The 25,703-nt window shown below is 64.9% G+C and carries 20 protein-coding genes; 5 read left to right on the top strand and 15 right to left on the bottom strand.

Translation table 11 applies throughout. The annotated features are described in order from the left end of the window. Window positions 1–44: 44 nt before the first annotated feature. From AAFG07_RS29525 to AAFG07_RS29560, 8 genes are all read right to left on the bottom strand, one after another. Window positions 45–1,304 (bottom strand): FAD-dependent oxidoreductase, encoded by a 1,260-nt coding sequence (locus tag AAFG07_RS29525; RefSeq protein WP_342723286.1) that lies wholly within the window; start codon window positions 1,302–1,304, stop codon window positions 45–47. A gap of 4 nt (window positions 1,305–1,308) precedes the next feature. Beyond that, window positions 1,309–2,067, bottom strand: a complete 759-nt coding sequence (locus AAFG07_RS29530; RefSeq protein WP_342723287.1) for an SDR family oxidoreductase — start codon at window positions 2,065–2,067, stop codon at window positions 1,309–1,311. An 82-nt stretch (window positions 2,068–2,149) separates the two neighbouring features. Beyond that, a complete protein-coding gene (locus AAFG07_RS29535; RefSeq protein WP_342723288.1) occupies window positions 2,150–3,232 on the bottom strand; it encodes a zinc-binding dehydrogenase in 1,083 nt (360 codons plus the stop codon). A 119-nt stretch (window positions 3,233–3,351) separates the two neighbouring features. Then, the gene (locus tag AAFG07_RS29540; RefSeq protein WP_342723289.1) at window positions 3,352–7,143 is read right to left on the bottom strand and encodes an autotransporter domain-containing protein; all 3,792 of its coding nucleotides are present in this window, start codon (window positions 7,141–7,143) and stop codon (window positions 3,352–3,354) included. A gap of 248 nt (window positions 7,144–7,391) precedes the next feature. Continuing rightward, window positions 7,392–8,330: a DMT family transporter gene (locus tag AAFG07_RS29545; RefSeq protein WP_342729275.1), complete on the bottom strand. Its 939-nt coding sequence runs from the start codon at window positions 8,328–8,330 to the stop codon at window positions 7,392–7,394. Between the two features lie 445 nt (window positions 8,331–8,775). Further along, complete coding sequence (locus tag AAFG07_RS29550; protein WP_342723290.1) at window positions 8,776–9,615, bottom strand: aldo/keto reductase; 840 nt, start codon at window positions 9,613–9,615, stop codon at window positions 8,776–8,778. A 101-nt stretch (window positions 9,616–9,716) separates the two neighbouring features. Further along, window positions 9,717–10,658, bottom strand: a complete 942-nt coding sequence (locus tag AAFG07_RS29555) for a transposase (protein WP_342723291.1) — start codon at window positions 10,656–10,658, stop codon at window positions 9,717–9,719. A 344-nt stretch (window positions 10,659–11,002) separates the two neighbouring features. Beyond that, a complete protein-coding gene (locus tag AAFG07_RS29560) occupies window positions 11,003–12,487 on the bottom strand; it encodes an aldehyde dehydrogenase family protein (RefSeq protein ID WP_342723292.1) in 1,485 nt (494 codons plus the stop codon). 116 nt (window positions 12,488–12,603) lie between these two features. Between AAFG07_RS29560 and AAFG07_RS29565 the strand changes: the two genes are divergently transcribed. Both AAFG07_RS29565 and AAFG07_RS29570 read left to right on the top strand, forming a co-directional pair. Beyond that, on the top strand, window positions 12,604–13,689 hold the full coding sequence (locus AAFG07_RS29565; RefSeq protein WP_342723293.1) for a substrate-binding domain-containing protein: 1,086 nt from the start codon (window positions 12,604–12,606) through the stop codon (window positions 13,687–13,689). 85 nt (window positions 13,690–13,774) lie between these two features. Further along, a complete protein-coding gene (locus AAFG07_RS29570; protein ID WP_342723294.1) occupies window positions 13,775–14,512 on the top strand; it encodes a glutamine amidotransferase in 738 nt (245 codons plus the stop codon). On the opposite strand, the gene AAFG07_RS29575 is transcribed toward AAFG07_RS29570, so the two are convergent. From AAFG07_RS29575 to AAFG07_RS29600, 6 genes are all read right to left on the bottom strand, one after another. Next, on the bottom strand, window positions 14,513–15,415 hold the full coding sequence (locus AAFG07_RS29575) for an SMP-30/gluconolactonase/LRE family protein (RefSeq protein ID WP_342723295.1): 903 nt from the start codon (window positions 15,413–15,415) through the stop codon (window positions 14,513–14,515). A 185-nt stretch (window positions 15,416–15,600) separates the two neighbouring features. Further along, window positions 15,601–16,026, bottom strand: a complete 426-nt coding sequence (locus tag AAFG07_RS29580) for a globin family protein (protein ID WP_342723296.1) — start codon at window positions 16,024–16,026, stop codon at window positions 15,601–15,603. A gap of 78 nt (window positions 16,027–16,104) precedes the next feature. After that, window positions 16,105–16,899, bottom strand: a complete 795-nt coding sequence (locus AAFG07_RS29585) for an ABC transporter ATP-binding protein (RefSeq protein ID WP_342723297.1) — start codon at window positions 16,897–16,899, stop codon at window positions 16,105–16,107. A gap of 10 nt (window positions 16,900–16,909) precedes the next feature. Beyond that, window positions 16,910–17,812, bottom strand: coding sequence for a nitrate ABC transporter permease (gene ntrB / locus AAFG07_RS29590; protein WP_342723298.1), 903 nt, complete (start codon window positions 17,810–17,812; stop codon window positions 16,910–16,912). A gap of 60 nt (window positions 17,813–17,872) precedes the next feature. Continuing rightward, entirely contained in the window at window positions 17,873–19,189 is a 1,317-nt protein-coding gene (locus tag AAFG07_RS29595) for a CmpA/NrtA family ABC transporter substrate-binding protein (protein ID WP_342723299.1), read from the bottom strand. 343 nt (window positions 19,190–19,532) lie between these two features. Next, on the bottom strand, window positions 19,533–20,447 hold the full coding sequence (locus tag AAFG07_RS29600) for an intradiol ring-cleavage dioxygenase (RefSeq protein WP_342723300.1): 915 nt from the start codon (window positions 20,445–20,447) through the stop codon (window positions 19,533–19,535). A gap of 148 nt (window positions 20,448–20,595) precedes the next feature. On the opposite strand from AAFG07_RS29600, the gene AAFG07_RS29605 reads away from it, so the two are divergent. The 3 genes from AAFG07_RS29605 (at window position 20,596) to AAFG07_RS29615 (ending at window position 24,987) form a co-directional block, all read left to right on the top strand. After that, window positions 20,596–21,870: a serine hydrolase domain-containing protein gene (locus tag AAFG07_RS29605; protein WP_342723301.1), complete on the top strand. Its 1,275-nt coding sequence runs from the start codon at window positions 20,596–20,598 to the stop codon at window positions 21,868–21,870. Between the two features lie 184 nt (window positions 21,871–22,054). Beyond that, window positions 22,055–23,566 carry a sensor histidine kinase gene (locus AAFG07_RS29610; protein WP_342723302.1) on the top strand — a complete coding sequence of 504 codons (1,512 nt, stop codon included), beginning with the start codon at window positions 22,055–22,057 and terminating at the stop codon, window positions 23,564–23,566. A 101-nt stretch (window positions 23,567–23,667) separates the two neighbouring features. After that, on the top strand, window positions 23,668–24,987 hold the full coding sequence (locus AAFG07_RS29615; RefSeq protein ID WP_342723303.1) for a dicarboxylate/amino acid:cation symporter: 1,320 nt from the start codon (window positions 23,668–23,670) through the stop codon (window positions 24,985–24,987). 50 nt (window positions 24,988–25,037) lie between these two features. Here AAFG07_RS29615 and AAFG07_RS29620 read toward each other — a convergent pair whose 3' ends face one another. Beyond that, the gene (locus AAFG07_RS29620) at window positions 25,038–25,349 is read right to left on the bottom strand and encodes a hypothetical protein (RefSeq protein WP_143046883.1); all 312 of its coding nucleotides are present in this window, start codon (window positions 25,347–25,349) and stop codon (window positions 25,038–25,040) included. Window positions 25,350–25,703: the final 354 nt, after the last annotated feature.

A 25,703-nucleotide genomic window follows, 5' to 3' on the forward strand; every position in this document is an offset into this window, starting at 1 on the left:
GCGCTCGCCTAGCGTTCCCAGCATCGCAGGCGGCCTCGCGCGAGTCACGCGATATACCGGCCCGGCGAGAAGGCCTTCACGTCGAACGGCGGCGCAAAGCCTGCGATCATCGCCGCGACCGCGGCGCCCGTTCCGGGACCGGTGGTGAAGCCGATATGCTGGTTGCCGAAGGCAAGCCAGAGACCGCGATGCAGCGGCGCTTTGCCGATCATCGGCAAGCTGTCGGGCAGCGTCGGCCGCGCGCCGCGCCAGCGTTCGCCGACCGCATCGCCGAATTCGACGACGCCGCGCGCCATCGGCACCACCGCCTCGAGCTGCGCATAGTTCGACGGCGCGTCGCGCGCGGTGAGCTCAACGCCGCTGGTGACGCGAACGCCCTGCTCCATCGGCGTCATCAGAAATGCACCCTCCGCATCATGGATCGGCCGCAGCAATTTGCGTGCCGGGTTCGGCACGAAATGCTGGTGATAGCCGCGCTCGAATGCCAGCGGCACGCGATAGCCGAGCGGCCGCAACAGCTCCGCCGACCATGGGCCGAGCGCAACCACAACATGGCGCGCGGCGATCGCGCCGTCGGCAAGCTGCACGTGCCAGCCATCACCTTGTTGTGCGATCCGCCGGATCTCGGATTGCCGCACCGTGCCGCCGCTGGCGGCGAGCATCTGCGCATAGGCCTTGACCACCGCGCCAGGTGAATCGACCGATGCCGTCTGGGTGTGCAGGAGACCCGTGCTATAGGCGGGGATGATGTTGGGCTCGAGCGCGGAGATCGCCTGGCGATCGAGCACCTCGCTTTTGATGCCGAATTCGGCGAGCGCCGCCTGCTCGGCCCTGGCGGCCGCCAGCCCGTCGCCGCGCCAGGCCTTGAGCCAGCCGGTCTCACGGATGCGATGGCCGGCGCCCGCCTGCACGATCCAGTCGCGATGCAGCGCCAGCGACGTCCCGATCAGGCCGTGCAGCGCGGCGGCGCGCGGTTTGGTCTGCGATGGTATCGCCGCGGCGAGGAAGCGGATCACCCAGCCGGCATTGGCGAGCGCCCACGGAAGATTCCAGCGCAGCGCCGGATGGGTGTTGGTGAGATACTTCGGCAGGTTCTTCAAAAGCTGTGGCGTGTTGAGCGGCAGGATCGAGCCCGACGAGATGATGCCGGCATTGCCATAGGAGGTTTCGCTGCCCGGCTCGCGGCGGTCGACGATGACGACGGAGAGACCGCGCTGCCGTGCGGCAAGGCCCGCCGAGACGCCGACCATGCCGGCGCCGAGCACGGCGACGTCAACCTGCTGTGCGGACGCGCCCTCGCTCATGCCGTCACATTAAGGTCAGGCCGCCATCGACCGGCAGCGTGGCGCCGGTGATGTGGCCCGCTTCCGGCGACAGCAGGAAGGCGACGACCGCGGCGACCTCGTCGGGCTCGGCCAGCCGCTGCATCGGATTGGCCTTCGCCACCCGCTCCCAGGTCGCGGTGTCCAGCGCGCCGAACAGGCCGGGGTCCTTGCGCGTATAACCGGGCATCACGGCATTTGAGGTTGCGCCCGATGCCGCGAGCTCGACTGCGAGCGACTTCACCAGCACTTCGAGCGCAGCCTTCGCGGCGGCCGATCCCGGATAAGTGGCGCCGGGCACGAAACGATGCGGCCCGAAGCTCGATACCGCGATGACGCGGCCCTGCGCGCCGCGCGCGAGGTCAGGCAACGCGGCCGCCGCGATCTCGTGGAATGCCGCCGCCATCACCGCAAAGGCGCGCTCCAGCGCCTCGCGCGGCAGGCTGGCGAAATCGCGGCGATCGGCGAAGCCCGCAGCGTGCACGATGCTGTCGATCGGCCCGAATGCGGCGCGCGCAGCCGCGACCAGCGACGTACCCGCGCCGGCACCGGCGAGATCGCCGGTAGAGACCGCGACCTTGGCGCCTTTGCTGCGGCATTCCTCCGCAACCGAATTGAGCCGTGCCAGCCCGCTGGCTTCGGCACCCTGGCCATGCAGCATCAGTCCCTGATCGGGGCCGGCGAGCCGGCGCGCAACCGCGGCGCCGATGCCGGAGCCGCCTCCCGTGATGATTGAAACGCGCATGAGGTGCGTGCTGTCAGTGCGATAAGAGACGGCGAACTATAGGTTCGGCGTCACGAAATGCAAACCGCGCGACGCCGTCAGCTCAACGCCACGGCTCGACCAGTATCTTGGTGTGCGCTTCGGGGTTGGCGAGATCGGCAAAGGCCTGCGCGACGCCGTCGATGCCGACGCGGCCGGTGACGAGCGATGCGGCATCGACCTGGCCTTCCGCGATCAGGCGCAGCGAATAGGCGAACTCCTCCGGCGTGTAGCCGAGCACGTACTGGACGTTGAGCTCCTTGATGATGCCGAGCATCGGCTCCGACTTGTCGGTCTCCATGCAGACGCCGACCACGACGACACGGGCGCTGCGCGGGGCGCCCTCGAACACCTGCTGCAACACGCCGGGCACGCCGACGCATTCGAAGATCAGCGCGGGCTTGAGCGGCGGCAGCAGCGCCTGCATCGGCGGCCGCGCCGCCTTCTCGGCTTCGGTCATCTGGGCGTGCTCGGCCCAGCTCGCATAAGGCTGCGTCTTGGCGGGATCGACCACGACATCGGCGCCCATCTTCTCGGCGAGCAGCCGCCGCGCCGGCGAGTAGTCGGCGGCGACGATCGGGCCGAGCCCCCTGATCTTCAGCGCCGCGATCACCGCAAGGCCGACCGGCCCGCAGCCGATCACCAGCGGCACCTCGCCGCCTTTGATGTTGGCCATCGCCACCGCATGGACGCCGACCGCAAGCGGCTCGGTGAGCGCGGCGTGCTCGGCGGCAAGGCCGTTCGGCACTTCAAGCAGCAGCGGCTCGCTGAGCAGCATCTGCTCGGCATAGGCGCCGAGGTAATCGTTGGAATAGCCGATGCCCTTCGGGCCCTCCGGCGTCAGCAGCGCCGGCGGCGAGCAGACTTGCGTGCCGGGCTTCAGCTTGCGCGTGGTGCCCGGGCCGTAATCGAGGATCTCGCAGCAGAACTCGTGGCCGAACACGACGTCGCGCGACAGATCCATCGGCGTGCGGCCGGGCAGGAACTTGCTCAACTCCACCATCCGGTGAGCATGCTTGCGTGCGTGCAGATCGGAGCCGCAAATGCCGCAGGCGAGCGACTTGACCAGCACCTGGCCGGCGCCCGGCTTCGGTTCCGGCATCTGGTCGACGACAATCTCGCCGTTTCTGAAGATCGCTGCACGCATGTTTCCTCCCGCGTGGGTTTCGTCCCACTCATTTTGATGCGTATTTCGTCCCGCGAAATACACTGTCGCGGATCAAGTCCGGGACAGGCTTTCGCTGCGGGAGGCTATAGCACGGAGGGTCACCACGTATAGCGCATAACGCCCTTGCCGGCGTAGGACTGGGTGACGTTGGAGAATTCACCCTCGAAGGTCGCAGCCGCCGACCAGCCGTTGCGCCACTTGATCTCCGCCGAGGCCGTAGCCAGCGCGGACTCGCTGGCCTGCGCTGCGCCATTGACCACGAAGGCCGCGCCCGGCAGCGCCTGGAACACGGCCGCCGCGCTGCGGTTCGGATTGAAGTCATGCGCCCAGGCGACGCAGCCGCGCAGCGTCACGATGCCGCCGTCGACCGCGAACGACTTGTCGGAGCGCAGGCCGAGCTCGCTCCTGACGTCGGTGACGCTCTTCGCGGCATAGTTCAGCGCGAAGGCGCCGCCACCGGAGACCACGCTCTCCGCATAGTTCGGCAACTCGAAGCTGGTGAACTGGGCCGCCGCGTACGGCGTCAGCCCGAGCCACGGTGTCGCGATGCGATAGCCGCCCTCGAGCCGGCCCGACCACGCATTGGCATTGAAGTTGGCGCGCAGATGATCGACGCCCGCAGCAGTGACGATGCGGTCGGTGGTGATGTCCTGCCAGCCATAGGCGAGCGCTGCGCTCAGGTACGCCGCACCGACGGTGTGACGGACGAACGCGCCGGCCTGGAACAGGTCCGAGCGGCCCCAGCCGAGACCGTTGACGCTGAAGCTGGTGGCACCACCGGAGAGCGCAAAGCCGGCAATGGTGTTCGGCGAGAAGCGGTAGTCGGCGCCGACCGCCGTGCCATAGATACTGCTGCTGCTGTTGTTCGAGCCCAGCACCGCATTGCCGCTGGTGGTCTGCGAGCCGCCATAACCTGCCGCCCAGATGCTCCAGCGTTGCGCGAAATCGGGCTGCAGCGGCGGCGCCTTGGTGTAGATCGCAGCCAGCGCATCGCGCGGCTCGCTCTTGCGCGCCGCGTAGGCGAGCGACGCGCTCTCCGCGGCAAATGGCGTCGCCCCCGCGCCGCCACCAAAACCGCCATCGCGTCCGGCGACAAAGGGATCAGTCAGTAGACCGAGGAACTGGTTCATCGCGTTGAACATCGCCTGCTGCGATCCGGTCGCGCCCTCGCCCGAGGCCTGCGTCAGGCCATTCGGCGACAGTCCCGCGAACGCCGCGCTGATGCCGCCATTGGCATTGAAGAAGTTCTGCAGCGTGGTGGCGACGTTGCCCTGGTTGATATTGAGCTTCGACTTCGCGGCATAGTCGAGCGTGAAGTTGAGGTAGGTATTCCTGGCGTCGTAGCCGAGCGTCGCGACCAGCCCCGACGGCAACCCGGTCGAATCGACGCCGGCGAACGTGCCGTTGCGGCCGCCGTCCACTGACAGGATGGTGTATTGCTTCATCACCGTGCTGCCGGCAGCGACGCTGACGCCGACCGAACCGGCAAGCGTCGCCGCACCGGTCACCTTGGTTGATGTCGAGGCGCCCGCATTGAGCCCGACGAGATAGAGCGCACCGGACTGGAATGCGAGATTGCCTGCGACGTTCAGGAAGCTGCCCGGCGTCGCGTTGCCGGGCATCAGGATGCCGCCGCTTGCGATCGTCGTGTTGCCGACGGTGCCGATGCCGGAAAGCGCGCCGCCTGAATTCACCGTCACCGAGCTCGACGACACGATCGAGCCGTCGACTTGCAGGATGCCGCCATTGATAATTGTGGTGCCGGTATAGGTGTTGAGGCCCGACAGGGTCAGCGTGCCGCTGCCGGTCTTTTCCAGATTGCCGGGCCCGGTCGGGCCGCAACCGCAGGGATCGAAATCGGCGATCACGCCGCTGACATTGGTCGAGAGATTGTTGCCGCCGACCGTGAGCGTGTTGGCGGCACCGATATAGTAGATACCTGAGCCCGCGATCGAGCCTGCCGTGATGCGGCCGTCGCCGCCCGGCCCAAGGCTGCCGCCGAAATCCACAAAACCGGTGCCGTTGGTGATGAATTGCGCCGTGCCGCCGGTCGCGTTGTCGAAAAACTTGACGTTGGCACCGCTCTCGGTGGTGATGGTGGCGTTTCCGGCGGTGGCATATGCACCGAAGATCAGGAAGCCGCCGGAATGGTTGGTGATCGTCGCGTTGCCCGCGGTCGGTGCCTCCGTCGTGCTGAAGCCCGACGTGCCGAAATAGGTGTTGCCACTGTTGTCGATCGTTGCGTTCGCCGCAGTGCTGTTCTGGAAGAAGCCGGTGAAGCCGGTCGCGCTCGTGATGATCGTCGCCGATGCGGCCGACGAGGACTCGAAGAACTGCGTCGAGCCGCCGTTGGCGCCGTTGATGATGGTAGCCTGACCCGCATTGGTGTGGCCGAGGAACACAACGCCGCCGCCGTCCTGGTTGTTGAACACCGCCTTGCCGGCGGTGCTGGTGTCCGAGCCGCCGGGAGGGCCAAGCGCGTCGCCGAACACCACGGTGCCGCCATTGCTGTTGTTGAACGTGGCATTGCCGGCGGAGCTGGTGTCGCGGAAGATCGTGAGTGCGCCGTTGTTGTTGCTCACGGAGGCATTGCCGGCGGTACTGCTGTCACGAAACTGCGTGATGCCGAAATTCACGTTGTCGATGATCGCCGTCGACGCCGTCGTGGAATTGTGGAACGTCGTGGTGGCGACCCCGTTGAAGCCGTCGTTGACGATTTTCGTGATCCCCGACGTGTCGGCGTTGACGATGTCGAACTTGCCGTCGACGTTGACCTGGCCGACGATCGAGGCAGTGCGGCCGACGTCGCCGAGTTGCAACGTCGCGCAATCGCAGATCGTGGTGCCGCCGGTATAGGTGTTGGTGCCGAGCAGCACCACGCGACCAAGGCCGCCTGAAGCGTCCAGCACCGTCAGCTTGCCGGGGCCATTGCCGTCGGCGATGTTGCCGGCGATCATGAGCGTCACGCCGTTGGCGTCGATCGCACTGCCGGTGGCAGACGTGTTGATCCTGAAATTATTGCTGAAGGTCAGGTGACCGAGGCCGTCGGCCTGGAATGCCGCGTTGTCCAGCGTGACCGTGCCTAACCCGACCGACTTGTTGTTGGTGACGACAACGGTCGTGTCGACCACCAGCGTGCCGCCCGTGTAGGTGTTGGCGCCGGAGAGCTGGACGTTGGACACGCCGGACGCGGACGAGTCGATCAAGCGCAGAACGCCCGCGCCTGCACCATCGGCGATCACGCCCTGAAGATTGACCTGAGCGCCGTTCGCATCGACCGTGCCTCCGGCCGCGTTGACCGCGATGTTGTTGGAGAAGGCAACGCTCGAGACCGTCGGCGACTGCATCTGGAAGATGCCGCCGTTCAGCGTGATGGTGCCGGTGCCGACCGAATTGGCGTTGGTCACCTGCACCGTACCGGCCGAGATCAGCGTGCCGCCGGTGTAGCCGTTAGTGCCCGCAAGCACCAACGTGCTGTTGGCTAGCTGCTGCACCATCACCCCTGGCGCAAGTCCGTCGTTGATGTTGGCGCTGATGGTGATGGTCTGGCCGTTGTTGGCCCGGTTAATCAAACCGCCGGTTGGCCCCGTCAGAGCGAAGTTAACCGGATTGCCGCCGATCGTGTACGACTGCGAATTGGCGGTGAAAGTCCAGGAGTCCGGCAGCATCGGACCGCCAGCGATGGTGACCGTCGCCGATCCCGTCGAATCGAAAATGGCGGATTGGGTCGGGAGGATCGGCGGCGCACCGGGCGACGTCGTCGACCAGTTGGTCGGGAGTTGGTAGTCGGCTGTGCTCGTCGTGCTGCCGCTGCCACCCCACGTGAAGCTTTGGGCCTGCGCCGAGTTGACGGCGAACAGGCTCACGGCCGCCGAGACGCAGGCAGCCAAGGCCGTCACACCGCGAGACGACCGACCAAACGAGACAAAGAACAAACCAAAATGCACTTGCACCGCCCCCAAGCGCTCTCCGGCGCTGTTGGGGTCAGGTTAGCATGCGGCCAATTGCGAGATTGTCGTTTGTTTCCGAATCCTTCGATTCGGCCTTCCGGAGATCGAAGTTTCGGCCGGACTGTTGTACACCCGCAACGCTAGCAGAGGCTGGATTCGCAACCAGCGCACGATTTGCGGTACCGCGGTCAGGCGTTCGGCGACGGCTCGCTGGCCACGGCGAGCAACTGCGAGCGGCGCATGCGCTCGCGATGCGCGGTGTAGAGGCCGGAGGCGACAATGAAGCCGGCGCCGAGGATGGTCCAGCGGTCAGGCACTTCGCCGAAGATCAGGAAGCCGAGGATGCTGACCCACAACAGCTGCGTGTAGGAGAACGGCGCCAGCACCGAGGCATCGCCGTAGCGGAACGCCAGCACCACGATCCACTGTCCGACGGTGGACGCAACGCCGATCAGGATGCCGAACATGATGTCGTGCCAGCTCGGCGCGACCCAGACGAACGGCACCAGCGCGCTGACGATGGCGACGCCGACAATGGACGAATAGGTCATCACCGTGATCGGACGTTCGCTGCCGCTCATCATGCGCGTCAGGATCAGCGTGCCGGCCCAGGCCAGCGCCGAGACGATCGGGAAGACCGCCGCGGGATGGAAGGCGCTGGTGCCTGGCCGCAGGATGATGAACACACCGGCGAGGCCAACTGCGGTTGCGATCCAGCGCCGCATGCCGACCTTCTCGCCGAGGAAAACGATCGATAGCGCGGTGACGAACAGCGGCGAGACGAAACTGGTCGCCGAGGCCTCGGCGATCGGCAGGAAGCCCAGCCCCGTGATGAAGATCAGAGAGGAGCCGAGCAGCGCTGCGCCGCGCAGCATATGCAGGCCGGGACGGCTGCTGCGCAGCGCGAACAGCGGCGTGCCCGGCAGCATCGCCGGCATCATGATCAGCGCGAACACAAGGAAGCGGATCCAGGCGATCTCGATCGAAGGCAGCGAGGATGACAGATATTTCGCGGTGACGTCGGAAGTGCCCAAAAACACCGTCGACAGCAGGATCAGCGCAATGCCCTTGAACGGACTGTCGGTGCGGGCCGGCGCCTTGCGCGCCAGGCTTGTCGTTACGGGCAAAGAAAGAGGAACGCTGTCCAGCCTGGCGGCTACGGCGGCGGGGGGCGGTGTCACGGCAATCTCGAAGCAAAATAAGGGGAATCTCTTGTTCGTACAAAACGCCAATTCCGCCGCAAGAACAATGCCCGAAAACGGGACTCCGATATGCACCAGCGCGCGCGACCGCCCGCCGCAGCCTGTGCGCGGCCACACTTGCAACAGTTTGTTAAGAACTGTGTGGAGCTACAGCGGCAGAACACAACGAGATTAGACTGAGCTGCGGCGGCATGAGAATTCCGTCCCCTCTCCCGCTTGCGGGGGAGGGCTAGGGTGGGGGCTCTCTCCACGAGTCACATCGTGGAGAGAGCCCCCACCCGGATTGCATCTGCGATGCAATCCGACCTCCCCCGCAAGCGGGAGAAGTGCAGAGAGCCCGCTGAACCGATTCAATCTGAGCTCATCTCACTCACAGCATCGGCAGCGAGCGCGGCTTCGGTCCGCGCGGGAACGCCGCGTCGAGCGCGGCGATTTCGTCGCCGCTGAGCTTGAGCGTTCCCGCCGCAGCATTCTCCGCCGCGTGGTCCGCGTTCGACGCCTTCGGAATCGCGAGCATCGACGGCAGCCGCGTGAGAAAGCTCAGCGCGACCTGGCGTGGCGTCGCCTGGTGCGCCTGCGCGATCGATTGCAGCACCGCTCCGGATTTGCTCGATAGCGCGGGAAAGTCATTGTGGCCGAACGGCGAATAGGCGACCACGGCCACGCCATGCTGCTCGCACCACGGGATCACGGCGTGCTCGATGGCGCGCTCGCGCAGATGGTAGAGCACCTGGTTGCAGGCGATCTTGCCCGCGCCCGCGACATCGAGCAGTTCATCGAGATCGTCTGCGTCGAAATTGCTGACGCCCCAGGAGCGGATCTTGCCGGCCGCGATCAATTCGTCGAACGCCGCGACCGTCTCGGCGAGCGGATAGGTTCCGCGCCAGTGCAGCAGATAGCAATCGAGGCGGTCGGTCTTCAGCCGCTTCAGCGAGCGCTCGCAGGCGGTGACGGTGCCGCGCCGCGAGGCGTTGCTCGGCAGCACCTTCGAGACCAGGAACAGCTGGTCGCGGCGGCCGGCGATCGCGTCCGCGATCACGAGCTCGGCGTCGCCATACATCTCCGCGGTGTCGATATGCGTCATGCCGGCGTCGATACCGCGCTTCAGCGCAGCGATTGCCGCCTTGCGGTCACCGCGATCGAGATACCAGGTGCCCTGCCCGATCACCGAGACCTGCGGGCCGTTGTTGCCGAATTTTCTTGTCTGCACGATCGCCTCGTTCTGCGTGGGTCGTATCTGGCCTCACGCAAAGATAGTGGAAACAAAAGATTATGTCTCCACATCGTCGTCCCGGCGAAAGCCGGCAACTGTTATGTTGGTTTGGTTTGCAGGTAGGGCTTTCGGTCTCGCATGATGGCATTGAGGACCGTCAGCAGCTTCCTGGCGACGGCGATGAGGGCGAGTTTGGCTGGTTTTCCGGCTTGTCGCAGTCGTGCATAGAAGGCCTTGAACGGATCAGCTCTGCGAACTGCGTTGAGGGCCGCCATATAAAGGGCGTCACGAACGCGCTTTCGGCCGCCCGCAATCTTGCGCTTGCCGCGGAAGGTGCCGCTGTCGACGTTGAAGGGAGCAAGACCAGCGAGCGCTGCGAGTTGCTTCGGTCCGACCCGCCCGAGTTCCGGCATCTGCGCGATGAGCTGCATGCAGGCCACGGGACCCACGCCGGGCAGCGAACGCATTAACTTCGCATCGTCCGCGATCTCCGCTTCGGCTTTAATCAATGCGCTGATGTCGGCCTCGATCTCGGCGATCTCGCTGTCGAGGACCTCGATGAGGCGGCCAATGCGTTCGGCCATGGCGCGATCGTCGGCCTCGCTGCGCCGGTTCTTCTCCTGGGCGCGCATGAGGACCAGCTGATCCCGCCGTTTTGCAAGCCTCGCCAGGGCGTTGCGTGCAGGATCGGCGACCTGCTCGGGGGCGGGCTGCATGGCCCGCGCAAAGGCTGCCAGCATCCGCGCATCGATCGGATCGGTCTTGGCGAGTAGGCCGCTCGCCCGCGCAAAGTCGCGGGCACGGGCCGGGTTGATCCGTGCGAAGCGGATGCCGGCCTGACGCAGCGCCTCGCGAAGCGCGAGGTCATAGATACCCGTCGCCTCGAAGACGACCAGCGCATCGCATTGCCAACGCGCCACCTGCTGTGTGATGGCCTGTGTCGCGTTGGCAATGCGCCTCGGCACGCCGTCAGCCTCATCAAAGATATCGAGGTATTTTTTGGAGATGTCGATTCCGACGTAACGAAGAGCTATGGTCACGGTGCCTGTCCCTGTGATGCGAGGTCTGTTGGCGCAGCCTCATGCAACTGTTCAGGTTGATAGATGGAACGGGCGGGAGACCGAGCCGGCTCACGGCGTCAAGCGCCAAGGACCCAACGGCTTCCCGCCCACCCCATCATGACAGACTTCCAAGACACAGGGACCCATAACCACAAAAGTCAGTTGTGAAGGTTGCTGCGGCCCCAGCGTGATCCACAACGCGGATTTGGGGTTATGGGTCCCGGCCTTCGCCGGGACGACAGCGGAATATGTTGCGCAGTCTCGCGCAATCCCAACGGCGCGGATCCTCCGATCCGCGCCTGTGTTGCCCGCGTTACGCGCGGTCACACGTTGAGATTCATCCACACCGCCTTCGGCTCCGTGAAATTGTCGAGTGCGGCGGTGCCGTGCTCGCGGCCGAGACCGGAGTCGCGTTCGCCGCCCCACGGCAGCCGCACGTCGGTGTAGCCATAGGTGTTGATCCACACCGTGCCGGCGCGGGCCTTCTTGGCGAAGCGCTGCACGCGGCCCATGTCGGCGCTCCAGACGCCGGCGGCTAGGCTGTAGGCGGTGCCGTTGGCGATGCGCAGCGCATCGGCCTCGTCCTCGAACTTGATCACGCTGACGACGGGACCGAATATCTCCTCCTGCGAGATCCGCATCTCGTGCGCGACATTGGCGAACACCGCGGGGCTGATAAAATAGCCGCGGTCGCCGACACGTGCGCCGCCGGTGGCGAGATGCGCGCCTTCGTTCTTACCGATTGCGACATAGTCGAGGATCGAGCGCATCTGCTTCTCGGAGATGACAGGTCCGAGCGCGGTGGCGCGATCCGCGGGGTCGCCGATGCGCAGGCCTTCTGCGCGGGCTACCAGGCGCTCGACCACCTCGTCATAGGCGTTCTCCTGCACCAGCACGCGCGAGCCGGCCGAGCAGACCTGTCCGGCATTGAAGAAGATGCCGGCGGCGGCAGCCTTGGCGGCGGCCTCGAGATTGGCGTCGTCGAAGATCACATTGGCGGACTTGCCGCCGAGTTCGAGCGAGACCCGCTTGAAGTTGCCGGCGGCGCCCTTCATGATGCCGCGGCCGACGCCGGGCGAGCCGGTGAACGTCACCTTGTCGACATCGGGATGATTGACCAGCGCGTCGCCGACGACGCGGCCGGGGCCGGTCACGATGTTGAGCACGCCCTTCGGCAATCCGGCCTCGAGCGCGAGCTCGCCGATCCGCAGCGCCGACAGCGAGGTCAGCTCGGCCGGCTTCATCACCACCGTGCAGCCGCAGGCCAGTGCCGGTGCGAGCTTCCACATGCCGATCATCAGCGGGAAATTCCACGGCACGATCGCGGCGACCACGCCGACCGGCTCGCGCACGGTGTAGGTCAGCGCATCGTCGCGCGTCGAGACGACCTCGCCGCTGATCTTGTCGGCCCAGCCGGCGTAATAGGTCAGCGTATCGATCGCGGCAGGAAAATCCTGGCGCAGCACCGCCGATATCGGCTTGCCGGCATCGAGGCTTTCCAGAGCTGCGATTTCGTCGGCGTGCTGCTTGAGCAGCTCGGCCCATTTCAAGAGGATATGGCCGCGCTCGGCGGCGCGCATGGTGCGCCACGGGCCTTCGAAGGCGCGGCGGGCGGCGGCGACCGCGCGGTCGACGTCGAGCTCATTGCCTTCGGCGACGGTCGCGATCACCCGCTCGGTGGCGGGATTGAGCGACTTGAAGGTCTTTCCGGACAGCGAGCGGACGCGAGCACCGTCGATCAGCAACAGCTCGTCCCGGACGGCCAGCGTGTGGTGGGCGTCGCGCTCACAGTCATATGCAACCGACATCATATTTCCTCCTGGTGTTGCTTCCAACCTAAGAGGCTCTGGTCCGCAGTAAATATGATATCTTGTGCCTATTGGTATACCAGGATATGAAGTCAACTTCATAAATGGTGGCCGCAATGCTGCAGATCGAGATCGAGACCGTCTGGCGCTTTCGGAAAGAGAACTCACCGCAGACCGCGGTCGTGATGCTCGGCATCCTCAACGAGATCAGGAAGACCGGAAAGATCACCAGCGCCGCCAGCGATGCGCAGTTGTCCTATCGCCATGTCTGGAATCTGATCGAGCAATGGTCCACCTTCTTCGGCGTGCCGCTGGTGGAGACCCAGCGCGGCAAGGGTTCGAAACTGACGCCGTTCGGCGAGAAGCTGGTGTGGGCCGGCGAGCGCATGCAGGCGCGGCTCGGGCTGCAGCTCGAGAACCTCGCGCAGGAACTGGTCACCGAGATCAAGCCGTTCCTCGCGCAGCGGCCGCAGGTCATCCGGGTTCATGCCAGCCACGGCTTTGCCGTGTCCAAGCTGCGCGAGTTCCTCGATCGCGAAGGCGGCGTGGGCGTCGACCTCCGTTACGTCAGCAACCAGAATTCGCTGGTCTCGCTGGCGCAGGGCGCCTGCGATCTCTCCGGCGTGCATCTGCCGCACGGCGAACTGCGCGCGCGGGGCATCAAGGCCTGCCGCGAATGGCTCGATCCGCGCGAGGACCGCGTGATCAATTTCGTGACGCGCGAGATGGGCCTGATGGTCAAGCGCGGCAACCCGCTGAAGATCACCTCGCTGAAGGACCTGGTCGAGCGCAAGGCCCGCTTCGTCAACCGCGACCATGATTCCGGCACGCGGCTGCTGTTCGATCAATTGCTGACGCTGCACAAGATCCCGCAAAGCCGGATCAATGGCGCCCAGCACATGGAATTCACCCACGCCGCGGTCGCCGCCTATGTCGCAAGCGGCATGGCGGATGCGAGCTTCGGCGTCGAGGCCGCCGCACGGCAGTTCGGCCTCGATTTCATCCGCCTGCTCACGGAGGACTACTTCTTCGTCTGCAAGCGCGCGTTCCTCGAGACCGAGCCGATGCAGCGCGTGCTCGACATCATGAAGAGCAGCGAGTTTCACAAGGCCGTGGGCGCGCTCCCCGGCTATGTCGCCTCGAATACCGGCGCCGTCAGCGGCGTGAAGGATTTTCTCGAGAAGATGCATTCCGACCGCTGATCAGCTCCGTGCCGTGGCGGCTGGACTCGCCGCGATCCGCCACGCTATATTCAAGATTATATAGCGAAAAAACTGGACGTTGCCGATGCGACCACCCCGCTCCGCCATTGCCATCCGCCATGTGGCGTTCGAGGACCTCGGGCTGCTGGCCCCGATCATGGAGCGCGCGGGCTGGAGCGTGTCGTTCTGCGATGCGCCGGTGGACGACCTCTCCGATCGCACGGTCAGCGACGCGGACGTCCTGATCGTGCTGGGCGGCCCGATCGGGGTCTACGAGACCGACACCTATCCGTTCCTCTCGACCGAGCTTGCGCTGTTGGAACGCCGGCTCCGCCGCGGACTGCCGACGCTCGGCATCTGCCTCGGCGCGCAACTGATGGCGCAGGCGCTCGGCGGCCGCGTGTTCCCGGGCAAGGTCAAGGAAATCGGCTGGGGCCCGGTCGAGCTGACGCCGGACGGCAAATCGTCCTGCCTGCGCAACCTGCAGACAAAAGTGCTGCACTGGCACGGCGACACGTTCGACCTGCCCAGGGATGCCGTGCGGCTGGCCTCCAACGCCAATTACGAGAACCAGGCCTTCGCCTGGGGCCGCAACGCACTCGCGCTGCAATTCCACCTCGAGGCCAATCCGCGGCAGCTCGAGGAATGGTATGTCGGCCACGCCGTCGAACTGTCGGCGGCGAAAGTCTCGATATCAGAACTGCGCGCGACGACGCAGGCGCTGGCGAGGCCGGTCGCCGCGCAAGCCGAGCAGGTGTTCAGCGACTGGCTGTTGTCCATCGCACCAAGCGACAGCGTGCTTCGTTCCAGTGCAGGTGCGTGACTATCCGTCGAGCCCGCTGATATCGGCGACCAGCACCGTTCCCGTCACCGATTCCGTGATGTAGAGCCGGTCGCGATTGGCACCGCCGATCGCGACATTGGTGCAGCTCTGACCGGCGCAGGACTTGATCCGCGCGATGCACTCGCCGTTCGGCGCGAACACGAAGACGTGGCCGAGCGAGGCGTGCGAGACGAACAGCCGCCCCGCCCCGTCCATCGTCATGCCGTCGGGTCCGCTCGGGCCGAACAGCGAGCAGAAACGGCCGACCTTGGACACGCTGCCGTCCTTCATGAACGGCGCACGCCACACCGCATTGTCGCGCGTCATGGCGACGAACAGCACCGCCTCGTGCGGATCCAGCACCAGCCCGTTCGGGCTGATACCGGTGTCGATCAGGCAGTCGAGCTGCCCGCTGGTTTTCAAACGATAGACCCGGCCGGTCGGATCGTGCAGCCCGGTCTGGCCCTGGTCGGTGAAGTAGATATCGCCGTTCGAGGCGATGTGCAGATCGTTGCAGCCGCGGAACGATTCAGAATTGCGCGAACGCAGCAGCGACGTGACCTCGCCCGATTTGGCATCGAGCTCCATCAGCCCGTGCCGGTAGTCGGCGATCAGGATGCGGCCCATCGGATCGATCTTCAGCCCGTTCGGCCAGCCGTCATATTCGGCGACCTGCGTCCATGACTTGTCCGGCGCAATCCTGAAGATGCGGCCGAACGGAATGTCGACGATGTAGAGGTTGCCATCGGCATCGAACGATGGTCCCTCGATGAAGCAGTCGGTCACCGCGCCCGGCCGGTTGGCGTCGGCCCATTCGCTCGCCACCTTGCGGCGGAATTCAGCCGGCACAGCGGAGAAGACCTCGGTCGGGATCAGTTTCGGCGGCGTTTCCAGGAACATCATTGTTGGTTCACCCGTTGGCGGAACGGGTGGACCATAGATCGATCCATTCGTCATTGCGAGTGAAGCGAAGCAATCCATCTCTCGGCAAGCGGAGGTATGGATTGCTTCGCTACGCTCGCAATGACGTGGACAGAGCTTCCGCTCGCAGCGAAACCGATGTTCCGCGGCAAGCGCCGACGACCGCCCTACTCCGCTGCCTGCGCGCTGCCATATGCTTCCGAAATCATGTAGCCGGACAGCGTGCCGTAGGCCGCGGTCCATGCGGCGGCGACGTCAGGCGTCCAGGCTTCGCCGAGGCCCTTCTCCAAGGTCCACAGCAATGCGCCGCCGACCACCGGATAATGCTCGGGCTTGGCGCCATAGCCGACATGGCGCTTGGCAAGCGCGCTCGCGGCGGGAAGCACCGACGACAGATTGCTCAATCCATTGACGACGACGGCAAGCGTTCCCATCAGCTTCTTGCGCTGCTCGGTCATGTCAGAGGGAAACATCGCCTTCACGCCGGGCGCGATCTCGAACAGGCGATCATAGAAGATGACCGCCGCCTGCTCCGAGATCGGTGCGACCTTGGCGAAGGTCTCCTGGACGAGCTTGACCTGGTCTTCCGTCATGTGTGCCTCCGTGCACGCTGCTTCCTCGCCGCGCCATTGCGGCGAGACAGAAAGGCTCTCACGTGAGCGAGGCGCTGCTCATGCCGCCTCGATGAAGCTGTGGCGCTCATAGAGGAATTCGAGCACGCGCTGCCGACACTTCAGGTAGCCGGGGTTGGTTGCGAGCTCGAGCCGCTTGCGCGGACGCGCCAACGGCACCTCGAGCACCTCGCCGATCCGCGCGCTCGGGCCGTTGGTCATCATGACAATGCGATCCGACAGCAGCACGGCCTCGTCGACGTCGTGGGTGATCATCAGAATGGTGTTGCCGAGCTTCTGGTGCAGCGCCATCACCGAATCCTGCAGATGCGCCCGGGTCAGCGCGTCGAGCGCGCCGAACGGCTCGTCGAGCAGCAGCACCTTCGGCTCCATGGCGAGCGCACGCGCGATGCCGACGCGCTGCTTCATGCCGCCCGAGATCTCGCTCGGCCGCTTGTCCTTGGCATGCGCCATCTGCACGAGACTCAGATTGTGCATCACCCAGGCCTCGCGCTCGGCCCTGCTCTTGGTCCTGGCAAACACCTTGTCGACGCCGAGCTTGACGTTTTCGTAGACGGTCAGCCACGGCAGCAGGCTGTGGTTCTGGAATACGACGGCGCGATCCGGCCCCGGCGCGTTGACCTCGCGATTCTCCAAGAGCACGCCACCATTGGTGGCGCCGGTGAGGCCGGCGACGATATTGAGCAACGTCGACTTGCCGCAGCCGGAATGGCCGATGATCGAAACATATTCGCCCTTCTCGATCGTCAGGCTGATGTCCTTCAGAACCTCGGTGGTGGCGCTGCCGCGAGTGAAGGTCTTGTCGATGTGGTCGAGCTTCAGATAAGCCTGCATGACTTGTCCCTCAGTTCGCAGCCGTGCCGCGGGTTACGATCTTGCCCAGCCCCGCAATCAGGCGGTCGAGCACGAAGCCGATGATGCCGACATAGAACAGCGCCAGGATGATTTCGCTGATGTGCGAGGAGTTCCACGCGTCCCAGATGAAGAAGCCGATGCCGACGCCGCCGATCAGCATTTCCGCGGCGACGATCGCGAGCCAGGACAGTCCGATGCCGATGCGCAGGCCGGTGAATATGTAGGGCGCGGCCGCCGGGATCATGATCTTGGTGAAGAACTCCAGCGGATTGAGCTGCACCACGGCGGCAACGTTGCGGTAGTCCTGCGGAATGTTGCGGATGCCGACCGCGGTGTTGATGATGATCGGCCACACCGAGGTGATGAAGATGACGAAGATCGCCGAGGGCTGGCCGTCGCGGAAGGCGGCGAGCGACAGCGGCAGCCAGGCCAGCGGCGGGATTGTGCGCAGCACCTGGAACAGCGGATCGAGCCCGCGCATCGCCCAGACCGACTGGCCGACCAGCGTACCGAGCGCGATACCCGCGATTGCCGCCAGCGAATAGCCGTAGGCGACACGCTGAAGGCTGGCGGAGAGATGCCAGAACAGGCCTTTGTCGATGCCGCCGTTGTCGAAGAACGGATCGAGGATCAGCTCCCTGGTGTCCTTGAACACTTTGGAAGGCGGCGGCAGGCTGGAGCCGGCGCGCCGGCAGATCAGCTCCCACACCACCAGCAGCAGCGCGATCACGATCAGCGGCGGCACCACGCGCGCCGCAGTCTCCTTCGCCATCTTGGCGTAGGTCTCGGCGCGCGACGCGCGCTTCGGCGTCATGGTCACGACCGGCGCCGCGGCAGCAGCCTGCGGGATCGCCACCGCCGACATTTCGGTTTTCATGGCAGGCATCGACATTGACAGACAATCTCCGTGGTCAGGCGACGGGCCGCGCAAGAGAACGCGGCCCTATGGGGCTCAAACGTCGACACGCTTGATGGACAGCGACTTCAGGTAAGCGGCGGGATCGGCGGGATCGAACACCTTGCCGTCGAAGAAGGTCTCCTTGCCGCGCGAGGTCGAGGTTGGAATCTCAGATGCCGGCACGCCGAGCTCCTTGGCCGCCTCCTTCCAGAGATCCTCGCGGTTGACCTTGGCGATCAGCGCCTTGGTGTCGAAACCCGCCTCGTACTTGCCCCAGCGGATGTCCTCGGTGAGGAACCAGAGGTCGTGGCTCTGGTAGGGGTAGGACGCGTTGTCCTTCCAGAACCGCATCTGCTGCGGCGAGTTCTCGACCACGCGGCCGGTGCCGTAGTCGAACTTGCCCTTCATGCGATCGGTGATGTCCTCGACCGGGCAGTTGATCCACTGCCGCTTGGCGCAGATCGCGGCGGTCTCCTCGCGGTTCTCAGCCTTCTCGCACCACTGCTGCGCTTCCATCACCGCCATCAGCAGCGCCTTCGCGGCCTTCGGGTTCTTGTCGACCCAGGCGGCGCGCAGGCCGAACGATTTCTCCGGATGCTTGTCCCAGAGCTCGCCGGTGGTGATCGCGGTGTAGCCGATCTCCTGGTGGATCAGCTGCAGATTCCACGGCTCGCAGACGCAGAAGCAATCCATCGTGCCGACCTTCATGTTGGCTACCATCTGCGCGGGCGGCACCACGATGGTCTCGATATCCTTGTCGGGATCGATGCCGCCGGCGGCGAGCCAGTAGCGGATCCAGAGGTCATGCGTGCCGCCCGGGAAGGTCATGGCCGCCTTGACGGCCTTGCCGCCGGCCTTCTTTTTCTCGAGTGCCGGCTTGAACGGCGTGGTGTCGACGCCGATCTTGAGATCGGCATATTCCTTGGCGACCGAGATGCACTGACCGTTCAGATTGAGCCGCGCCATGATGTACATCGGCGTCGGTTGATTGTTCTGCGTCACCTTGCCGGCCGAGATCAGATACGGCATCGGGGTCAGGATATGCGCGCCGTCGATGCCGTTGCCCTCGGAGCCGAGCACGAGATTGTCGCGCGTGGTGCCCCACGAGGCCTGCTTCTGCACCTCGACGTCGGGCATGCCGTATTTGGCGAAGATGCCCTTCTCCTTGGCGACGAACAGCGGCGAGGCGTCGGTGAGCGCGATGAAGCCGAGCTTGGCGCCCTTCACTTCCGGACCCGCACCCTGCGCGAATGCACCAGCGGGAAAATTCAGCTTGGCTGCGGCGAGCAGCGCGGCGGCGCCGCTGGTTGCCTTCAGGAGCTGGCGACGGCTGATCGCGCGGCCTCGGGGCGTGTTGCTGGGCTTGGTCATCGGTCGTCCTTTGCGTCGTTGCGTTACGGTGTTGCGTCTTTGCGTCGAGCACCGTTCATCGGGTGGCGACGCGCGCAGGGCGCAAAAGGGCATGCACCGGGGAGGCCCGGTCTGGCGGCGTCAGAAATCCGATGGGGTGGCCTCGAGGGACGGCGTCAATGGCGTCAGCACCTGACTATTCAAGCCTTGTGCCAAGCTACCGCAGTGCAAAAATTGATTTTATTGCAATGTTTTGCGCAACTTGTCGCATCGCGCGCGGAGTCTCCGCGCGCTGCCAAAAAATGCGATTCGCTCAATTCTTGTGCGCCGCACATGAATTGGGCAGAGCGCTTGGAGGCAGTGATCAGGCGTGTTCGGCGACCTTGGTGCCGAGCGGCGCGGGCGCCATTCCGCCGCCGGGCTTCACGTGGAATTCGTAGGTCATCAGGCTCCACGGGCCATCCGACCGCTGGCCGTCGGGCATCACAGGATCGGTGTGTCGCTCGACCTTGGCGATCAGTTCGTCCTTCACGCCGAACACGACATCGGAGTCGATGTACTTGTCGCCTTCGACGAACACATGCGTGATCAGCGGCTCATGGCCCTTGGCATTGACCAGGAAGTGCACATGCGCCGGCCGCATCGGATGCCGGTTGGTCTGCGTGATCATCTGCCCGACCGGACCATCGGTCGGGATCGGATAGCTGCACGGCACGATGGTGCGGAAGAAGAAGCGGCCGTCGGCATCGGTGACGAAGCGCGCCCGCGAGGACGGGCCTTCGGTGGCATAACTCGGCTTCTGCGAGTCATAGAAACCGTCGTCGTCCGCGTGCCAGATATCGACCGGCACATTGGCCAGCGGCTTGCCGTCGAGATCGGTGACCCGGCTTTGAACGAACATGCGCTCGCCGGGCAGGCTTGCCGAGATGTCGGTGCCGTGCGGCGTCACCTTGTGCTCGCCGACATAGAACGGGCCGAGCACCGTGGTCTCGGTCGCGCCGTCGCGATCCCTGTGGTTGACCGCATCGACCAGCATCGACACGCCGAGCACGTCGGACAGCAGGATGAATTCCTGGCGGATGTCGGTGCACTTCTGCCCGGTGCGGGTCAGGAAGCCGATGGCGTGGTCCCATTCCTCGAAGGTGAGATCGGTCTTGCGCACATAATCGTGCAGCGACTTCACCAGTTCCTGCAGCAGGAACTTGGCCCGCGGATCGGGCGTCTGGTCGAAGCTGCGGATGACGGCTGTGGTGAGCTCGGTTTCGTTGAACTGGGTCATCTCGGCGTTTCCCTTGACGTATCCCTTGAGGGCACGATTGCGGGCCCGACCGTACACTACCGGCCCGGTGCCGGTAAGCGGTGGCCGATTGCTGCAGCGGACACTTTTCGGCTATCAAGGCTGCCTCGCCAGCCGGAGAAAATGCCCGATGTTAGCTCCCACGCCTGCCTCGCCCGAATCCGCGGGAATGTCGACCACCGCCCTCAACCGCCTCGAAGCACATCTGAAGAGCCGCTACATCGATTCCGGCCGCTTTCCCGGCACCCAGCTCCTGATCTATCGCCGCGGCAAGATCGTGCATTCCAAGGTTCAGGGCTTTGCCGATCTCGAGCGCAAGGTGCCGGTGAAGGACGACACCATCTTCCGCATCTATTCGATGACCAAGCCGATCACCTCGGTCGCCTTCATGATGCTGGTCGAGGAAGGCAAGGTCGCGCTCGACGAGCCGGTCGCCAAATACATTCCGGAATGGAAGAACCTCGGCGTGTTCGTCGCCGGCACCGCGCCCGCCTTCCTGACCCGCCCGCCGAGCCGGCCGATGCTCATCGTCGACCTACTGCGCCACACCTCGGGTCTCACCTACGGCTTCCAGCAGCGCTCCAATGTCGACGCGGCCTATCGCGAAAAGAAGATCGGCGAGGTCATCAAGGCCGGCACGCTCGACAGCATGATCGAGGATCTGGCGAAAATCCCGCTGGAGTTCTCGCCCGGCGAAGCCTGGAATTACTCGGTCTCCACCGACGTGCTCGGCTATCTCGTCGGCAAGATCTCAGGTCAGCCGTTCGAGCAGTTCCTGAAGGAGCGGATCTTCAAGCCGCTCGGCATGAACGATACCGACTTCTTCGTGCCGGCCGACAAGGCGCACCGCTTTGCCGCCTGCTATTCCGCCGACCCGCAGGGCGGCTTCAACCCGCTCGCCGCCGAGCGCAAGGGCACGCTGACGCTGCAGGACGATCCGACCACCAGTTCGTTCCTGTCGCCGCCCTCGCTGGTCTCCGGCGGCGGCGGGCTGTGCTCGACCGCGGCCGACTATCTGACCTTCTGCCGCGCGCTGCTCAACGGCGGCGAGCTCGGCGGCGTCCGGCTGCTCGGCCCGAAGACGCTGAAGCTGATGGCCACCAACCATCTGCCCGGCGGCGTCGACCTGCCGGCGATGTCGCGCTCGATGTTCGCCGAAGCCGCCTATAACGGCATCGGCTTCGGCCTCGGCTTCGCCGTCACCATGCACCCGGCGCAGACCCTGATCGCGGGCAGCCCAGGCGAATTCAACTGGGGCGGCGCCGCGACGACATCGTTCTTCATCGATCCGGCCGAGGAGCTGATCACGATCTTCATGACCCAGGTGCTGCCGTCGAGCGCCTATCCGCTGCGGCGCGAACTGCGCACCATGGTCTACGCCGCGATCACCGAGAGCAATCTCTGACCCGCCACCTTTCCGCGGCGCACAAACCTCGTTTGAGCATGATCCTTCCGGAAAACCGCTTCGCACTTTTCCGGATCATGCTCTGTGCGCCGCGAAATTCTTCCGATTGCTGGTCATTTCCTTTGGCGGACTTTTCCCGCTTCCCCTAAGCTCACCGCAAAACGGGCACCGACCCGGGGACATCGTGCCGAAACTGACATTGCCAGTGCGTCTCGCGCTTCTGGTCGCGGGGACGATGTTGCCGCTGATCGTTTTCGCGGTCGGGATCGTCTTCCACAGTTACCAGCGGGATCGTCAGGCCGCCACGCAGCGCGTGCTGGAGACTGCACTCAGCATCCGCCTGCTGCTCGATGCGGAAATGCAGCGCATGACCGGCGGACTACAGGTGCTGGCGTTGACCAACTCGCTGCGCAACAGCGACTTCGACAACTTTCGCCGCGTCGCGGCCGGCTTTCTCGACCAATACGGCAAGGACGGCGTGGTGCTGGTGGCAGACCGCAGAGGACGCCAGGCGTTCTCCTCGCTGACACCGGACACCGCGAGCCTGCCGCCGCGCAACAATCTCGAGATCGTCGAGAAGGTGTTTGCGACACGGCAGCCGCAATACTCCAACCTGTTCTTCGGCGAGGTGAAGCAGCAACTGATCATCACCGTCGAGGTGCCGGTGATACGCGACGGCGAAGTGCTCTACGACATCTCCTTCAGCCCGCCGATCGAGGTCTTCCAGGCCATGATCGAGCGGCAGCGCCTGAACCAGGACTGGACCATCTCGATCTTCGACGGCGACGGCGTCAACCTCGCCCGCGTGCCGAATCCGCAGGCGACCATCGGGCAGCGCGCCTCGCCGACGTTGTTTGCCGAGATGTTCCGCCGCAGCGAGGCGACACTGCCGACCGTCTCACTCGAAGGCGTCGCGCTGATCACGGGCTTCACCCGATCGCGCGTCACCGGCTGGACCGTCGCCGCGGGGATCGCCGAGAACTCGCTGGTGGCGCCGCTGTGGCGCTCGCTCGCGATCACTAGCGTGATCGGCGGCGTCCTGCTCATGGTCGGCCTCGGCTTTGCGGTGCGGATGGCGACCACGATCGCGCGCGGCGAGATGCTGCACGACCTCCTGATCGAGGAGCTCAACCACCGCGTCAAGAACACGCTGGCGATCCTGCAATCGATCGCCACGCAGACCTTCCGCAGCGCGAGCCGCGCCGAGCGCGAGAAATTCGAGGGACGGCTCGGCGCGCTGGCTGAGGCGCACAATTTGCTCTCGACCGACAAATGGCAGGGCTCCGACCTGCAGGACGTGGTTAGCCGCGTGCTGCGGCCCTATCTGCTGAACAACACCGCCGAGCGGGTCAAGATGTTCGGGCCGCGCGTGCCGCTGTCGCCCCGGCTTGCTCTGGTGCTGTCGATGCTCCTGCACGAGATGGCGACCAACGCGGCCAAATACGGCGCGTTGTCCAATGACACCGGCACGGTGACGCTGGACTGGGAGATCCTTGACGAGAGTCCCGGGCCGAAGCTACGGATGATCTGGACGGAGGCCGGCGGCCCAGAGGTCACAGCGCCGGTCCAGCGCGGCTTCGGCTCCCGGCTGATAGAGCGCAGCGCCCGCGACCAGCTCGGCGGCGAAGCCACGGTCGATTTCCTGCCCCACGGCGTCGTCTACACGGTGACCAGCACCCTCGAAGCCGGCGAATGACCGGGTAAATGGCTCCCAATCCTGCGACATCTTGGCACGCAAGTTGCTAAGATCGGGTGGGATCGGCCGGCAGGAACACCGGCCAAAAACAGGGGGAGTTCATGTCGACCATCGCAGCGGAAGCCACGGTTGCACGCAAGCCGCTCTACACATCGCTGTTCGTGCAGGTGCTCGTTGCGCTGCTGCTCGGCATCATCATCGGCATGGCCGCGCCCGATTTCGCGATCGGGTTGAAGATCTTCAGCGATGCCTTCCTGAAGCTGATCTCGATGATCGTGGCGCCGATCGTGTTCTGCGTGGTGGTGCACGGCATCGCGGGCGCCGGCGACCTCAAGAAGGTCGGACGCGTCGGCGTCAAGGCGCTGGTGTATTTCGAGGCGATGACGACGGTCGCGCTCGTGGTCGGCTTGATCCTGGCCTATCTGTTCGGGCCCGGTCACGGCATGAACATCGATACCTCGACGCTGGATGCCAAGGCGCTCGGCAACTATGCCAGCAACGCGCAGAAGCTGAAGGGCGAAGGCATCGGCAGCTTCCTGCTCAACATCATCCCGACCACCTCGTTCGACGCGCTGTCGCGCAACGACGTGCTGCAGGTCCTGTTCTTCGCCATCATCTTCGGCGTCAGCCTGGCGCTGGTCGGCGGCGAGAAGGGCGAGAAAATCACCTCGTTCATCGACGCGGTCTCGACCGTGCTGTTCCGCGCCATGGGCCTGATCGTGCGCTTCGCGCCGATCGGCGTGCTCGGCGCCGTCGCCTACACGGTCGGCAAATACGGCGTCGGCTCGCTGAAGCAGCTGCTGTCGCTGGTGGCGCTGTTCTACGTCTCGGTCGCGATCTTCGTGCTCGGCGTGCTCGGCGGGGTGATGGCGCTGGCCGGCATCAACATCCTCAAGTTCCTTGGCTACCTGCGCGAGGAGCTGATGATCGTGGTCGCCACCGCGTCTTCCGATGCGGTGCTGCCGCAGGTGATGCGCAAGCTGGAGCATTTCGGCGTCAAGGATTCGGTGGTCGGCCTCGTGATTCCGACCGGCTATTCGTTCAACCTCGATGCGTTCTCGATCTATCTGACGCTGGCGGTCGTCTTCATCGCGCAGGCAACCAACACGCCGCTGTCGTTCGGCGACCTGCTGCTGGTACTCGGCGTGTCGCTGATCACGTCGAAGGGCGCGCACGGCGTGCCCGGCTCGGCGATCGTGATCCTGGCGGCAACACTCAACGCGGTGCCGAGCATCCCGGCGATCGGCCTCGTGCTGGTGCTCTCGGTTGACTGGTTCATCGGCATGGCGCGCGCCGTCGGCAATCTGATCGGCAACTGCGTCGCCACCGTCGTGGTCGCGGCTTGGGAAGGTGACCTGGACCGTGACAAGGCCCGGCGCGTGCTCGAAGGCGCTGACGCGGTCGACGTCACCGCGGGCTGAGCCGTGCGGCAAGGACCGGCAGCGTCCCGCGCATGGCGCGGGGCGCAGGCTTACTTGATGAGCCGCAGATACGGCGGCAACTGCCTGGTCGCCGGTTCCTGAACCGGCTCGTCCGACGCGATCATGTCGCACAGCGCCTTCAACTCGGAATCCGTCACCTTGTGCAGCTCCATCCGAAGCTCGAGGATGGCAAGGGACAGCAGCCGCGCCGTCTCCGTGTTCGCCCGGTCAGTCAGAAATGCCTGACATTCTTCCAGGGTTGCCAGCAGCGCCAGCAACCGTTCTTCCGTATTTGCGACCGGCATATCTTCCACTCCCGAAGCCGCGAGGTAGAGTCGAGGTGTTCCCCTCTTCCGCTTCATTTGGCCTCTCCTGCCAGAGTTCGCCGGCTTTCCGTAGGCGCACAATTGTTCCCGATGATTCAGAACTTTTAGGCAATTGTCCAGCAACATTCCGAAAGCCTGACTTGGACTTACGTCAAACTTTTCGCATTGGCGGCGATTCAGTCAAGCAACCGCGGACCGTCGCCGCGACCTCAGGATGCACTAGCTGGGGTTGCATCCATACTAGGACGCTCGTACAATATTGGCTGCCCGTAGAACTACGGGCGCAGTGCATTGCCGCCCAGTAAGCATGCGCGCAAAATCTGTGTCGATCAAACTCGCGCTAGTTGTGGTTTGGTCAATATTTTGCCAAATGTAGAGGGCGGGGTGTCG

The sequence above is a fragment of the Bradyrhizobium sp. B097 genome (assembly GCF_038957035.1).
Classification (GTDB): Bacteria; Pseudomonadota; Alphaproteobacteria; order Rhizobiales; family Xanthobacteraceae; genus Bradyrhizobium.

What these genes read in the sequence shown, in the direction of transcription:
- AAFG07_RS29525 (WP_342723286.1), bottom strand. Translation starts at nt 1,304, where the DNA reads ATGAGCGAGGGCGCGTCCGCACAGCAGGTTGACGTCGCCGTGCTCGGC.
- AAFG07_RS29530 (WP_342723287.1), bottom strand. Translation starts at nt 2,067, where the DNA reads ATGCGCGTTTCAATCATCACGGGAGGCGGCTCCGGCATCGGCGCCGCG.
- AAFG07_RS29535 (WP_342723288.1), bottom strand. Translation starts at nt 3,232, where the DNA reads ATGCGTGCAGCGATCTTCAGAAACGGCGAGATTGTCGTCGACCAGATG.
- AAFG07_RS29560 (WP_342723292.1), bottom strand. Translation starts at nt 12,487, where the DNA reads ATGTCGGTTGCATATGACTGTGAGCGCGACGCCCACCACACGCTGGCC.
- AAFG07_RS29565 (WP_342723293.1), top strand. Translation starts at nt 12,604, where the DNA reads ATGCTGCAGATCGAGATCGAGACCGTCTGGCGCTTTCGGAAAGAGAAC.
- AAFG07_RS29570 (WP_342723294.1), top strand. Translation starts at nt 13,775, where the DNA reads ATGCGACCACCCCGCTCCGCCATTGCCATCCGCCATGTGGCGTTCGAG.
- AAFG07_RS29575 (WP_342723295.1), bottom strand. Translation starts at nt 15,415, where the DNA reads ATGATGTTCCTGGAAACGCCGCCGAAACTGATCCCGACCGAGGTCTTC.
- AAFG07_RS29580 (WP_342723296.1), bottom strand. Translation starts at nt 16,026, where the DNA reads ATGACGGAAGACCAGGTCAAGCTCGTCCAGGAGACCTTCGCCAAGGTC.
- AAFG07_RS29585 (WP_342723297.1), bottom strand. Translation starts at nt 16,899, where the DNA reads ATGCAGGCTTATCTGAAGCTCGACCACATCGACAAGACCTTCACTCGC.
- ntrB (WP_342723298.1), bottom strand. Translation starts at nt 17,812, where the DNA reads ATGTCGATGCCTGCCATGAAAACCGAAATGTCGGCGGTGGCGATCCCG.
- AAFG07_RS29595 (WP_342723299.1), bottom strand. Translation starts at nt 19,189, where the DNA reads ATGACCAAGCCCAGCAACACGCCCCGAGGCCGCGCGATCAGCCGTCGC.
- AAFG07_RS29600 (WP_342723300.1), bottom strand. Translation starts at nt 20,447, where the DNA reads ATGACCCAGTTCAACGAAACCGAGCTCACCACAGCCGTCATCCGCAGC.
- AAFG07_RS29605 (WP_342723301.1), top strand. Translation starts at nt 20,596, where the DNA reads ATGTTAGCTCCCACGCCTGCCTCGCCCGAATCCGCGGGAATGTCGACC.
- AAFG07_RS29615 (WP_342723303.1), top strand. Translation starts at nt 23,668, where the DNA reads ATGTCGACCATCGCAGCGGAAGCCACGGTTGCACGCAAGCCGCTCTAC.
- AAFG07_RS29620 (WP_143046883.1), bottom strand. Translation starts at nt 25,349, where the DNA reads ATGAAGCGGAAGAGGGGAACACCTCGACTCTACCTCGCGGCTTCGGGA.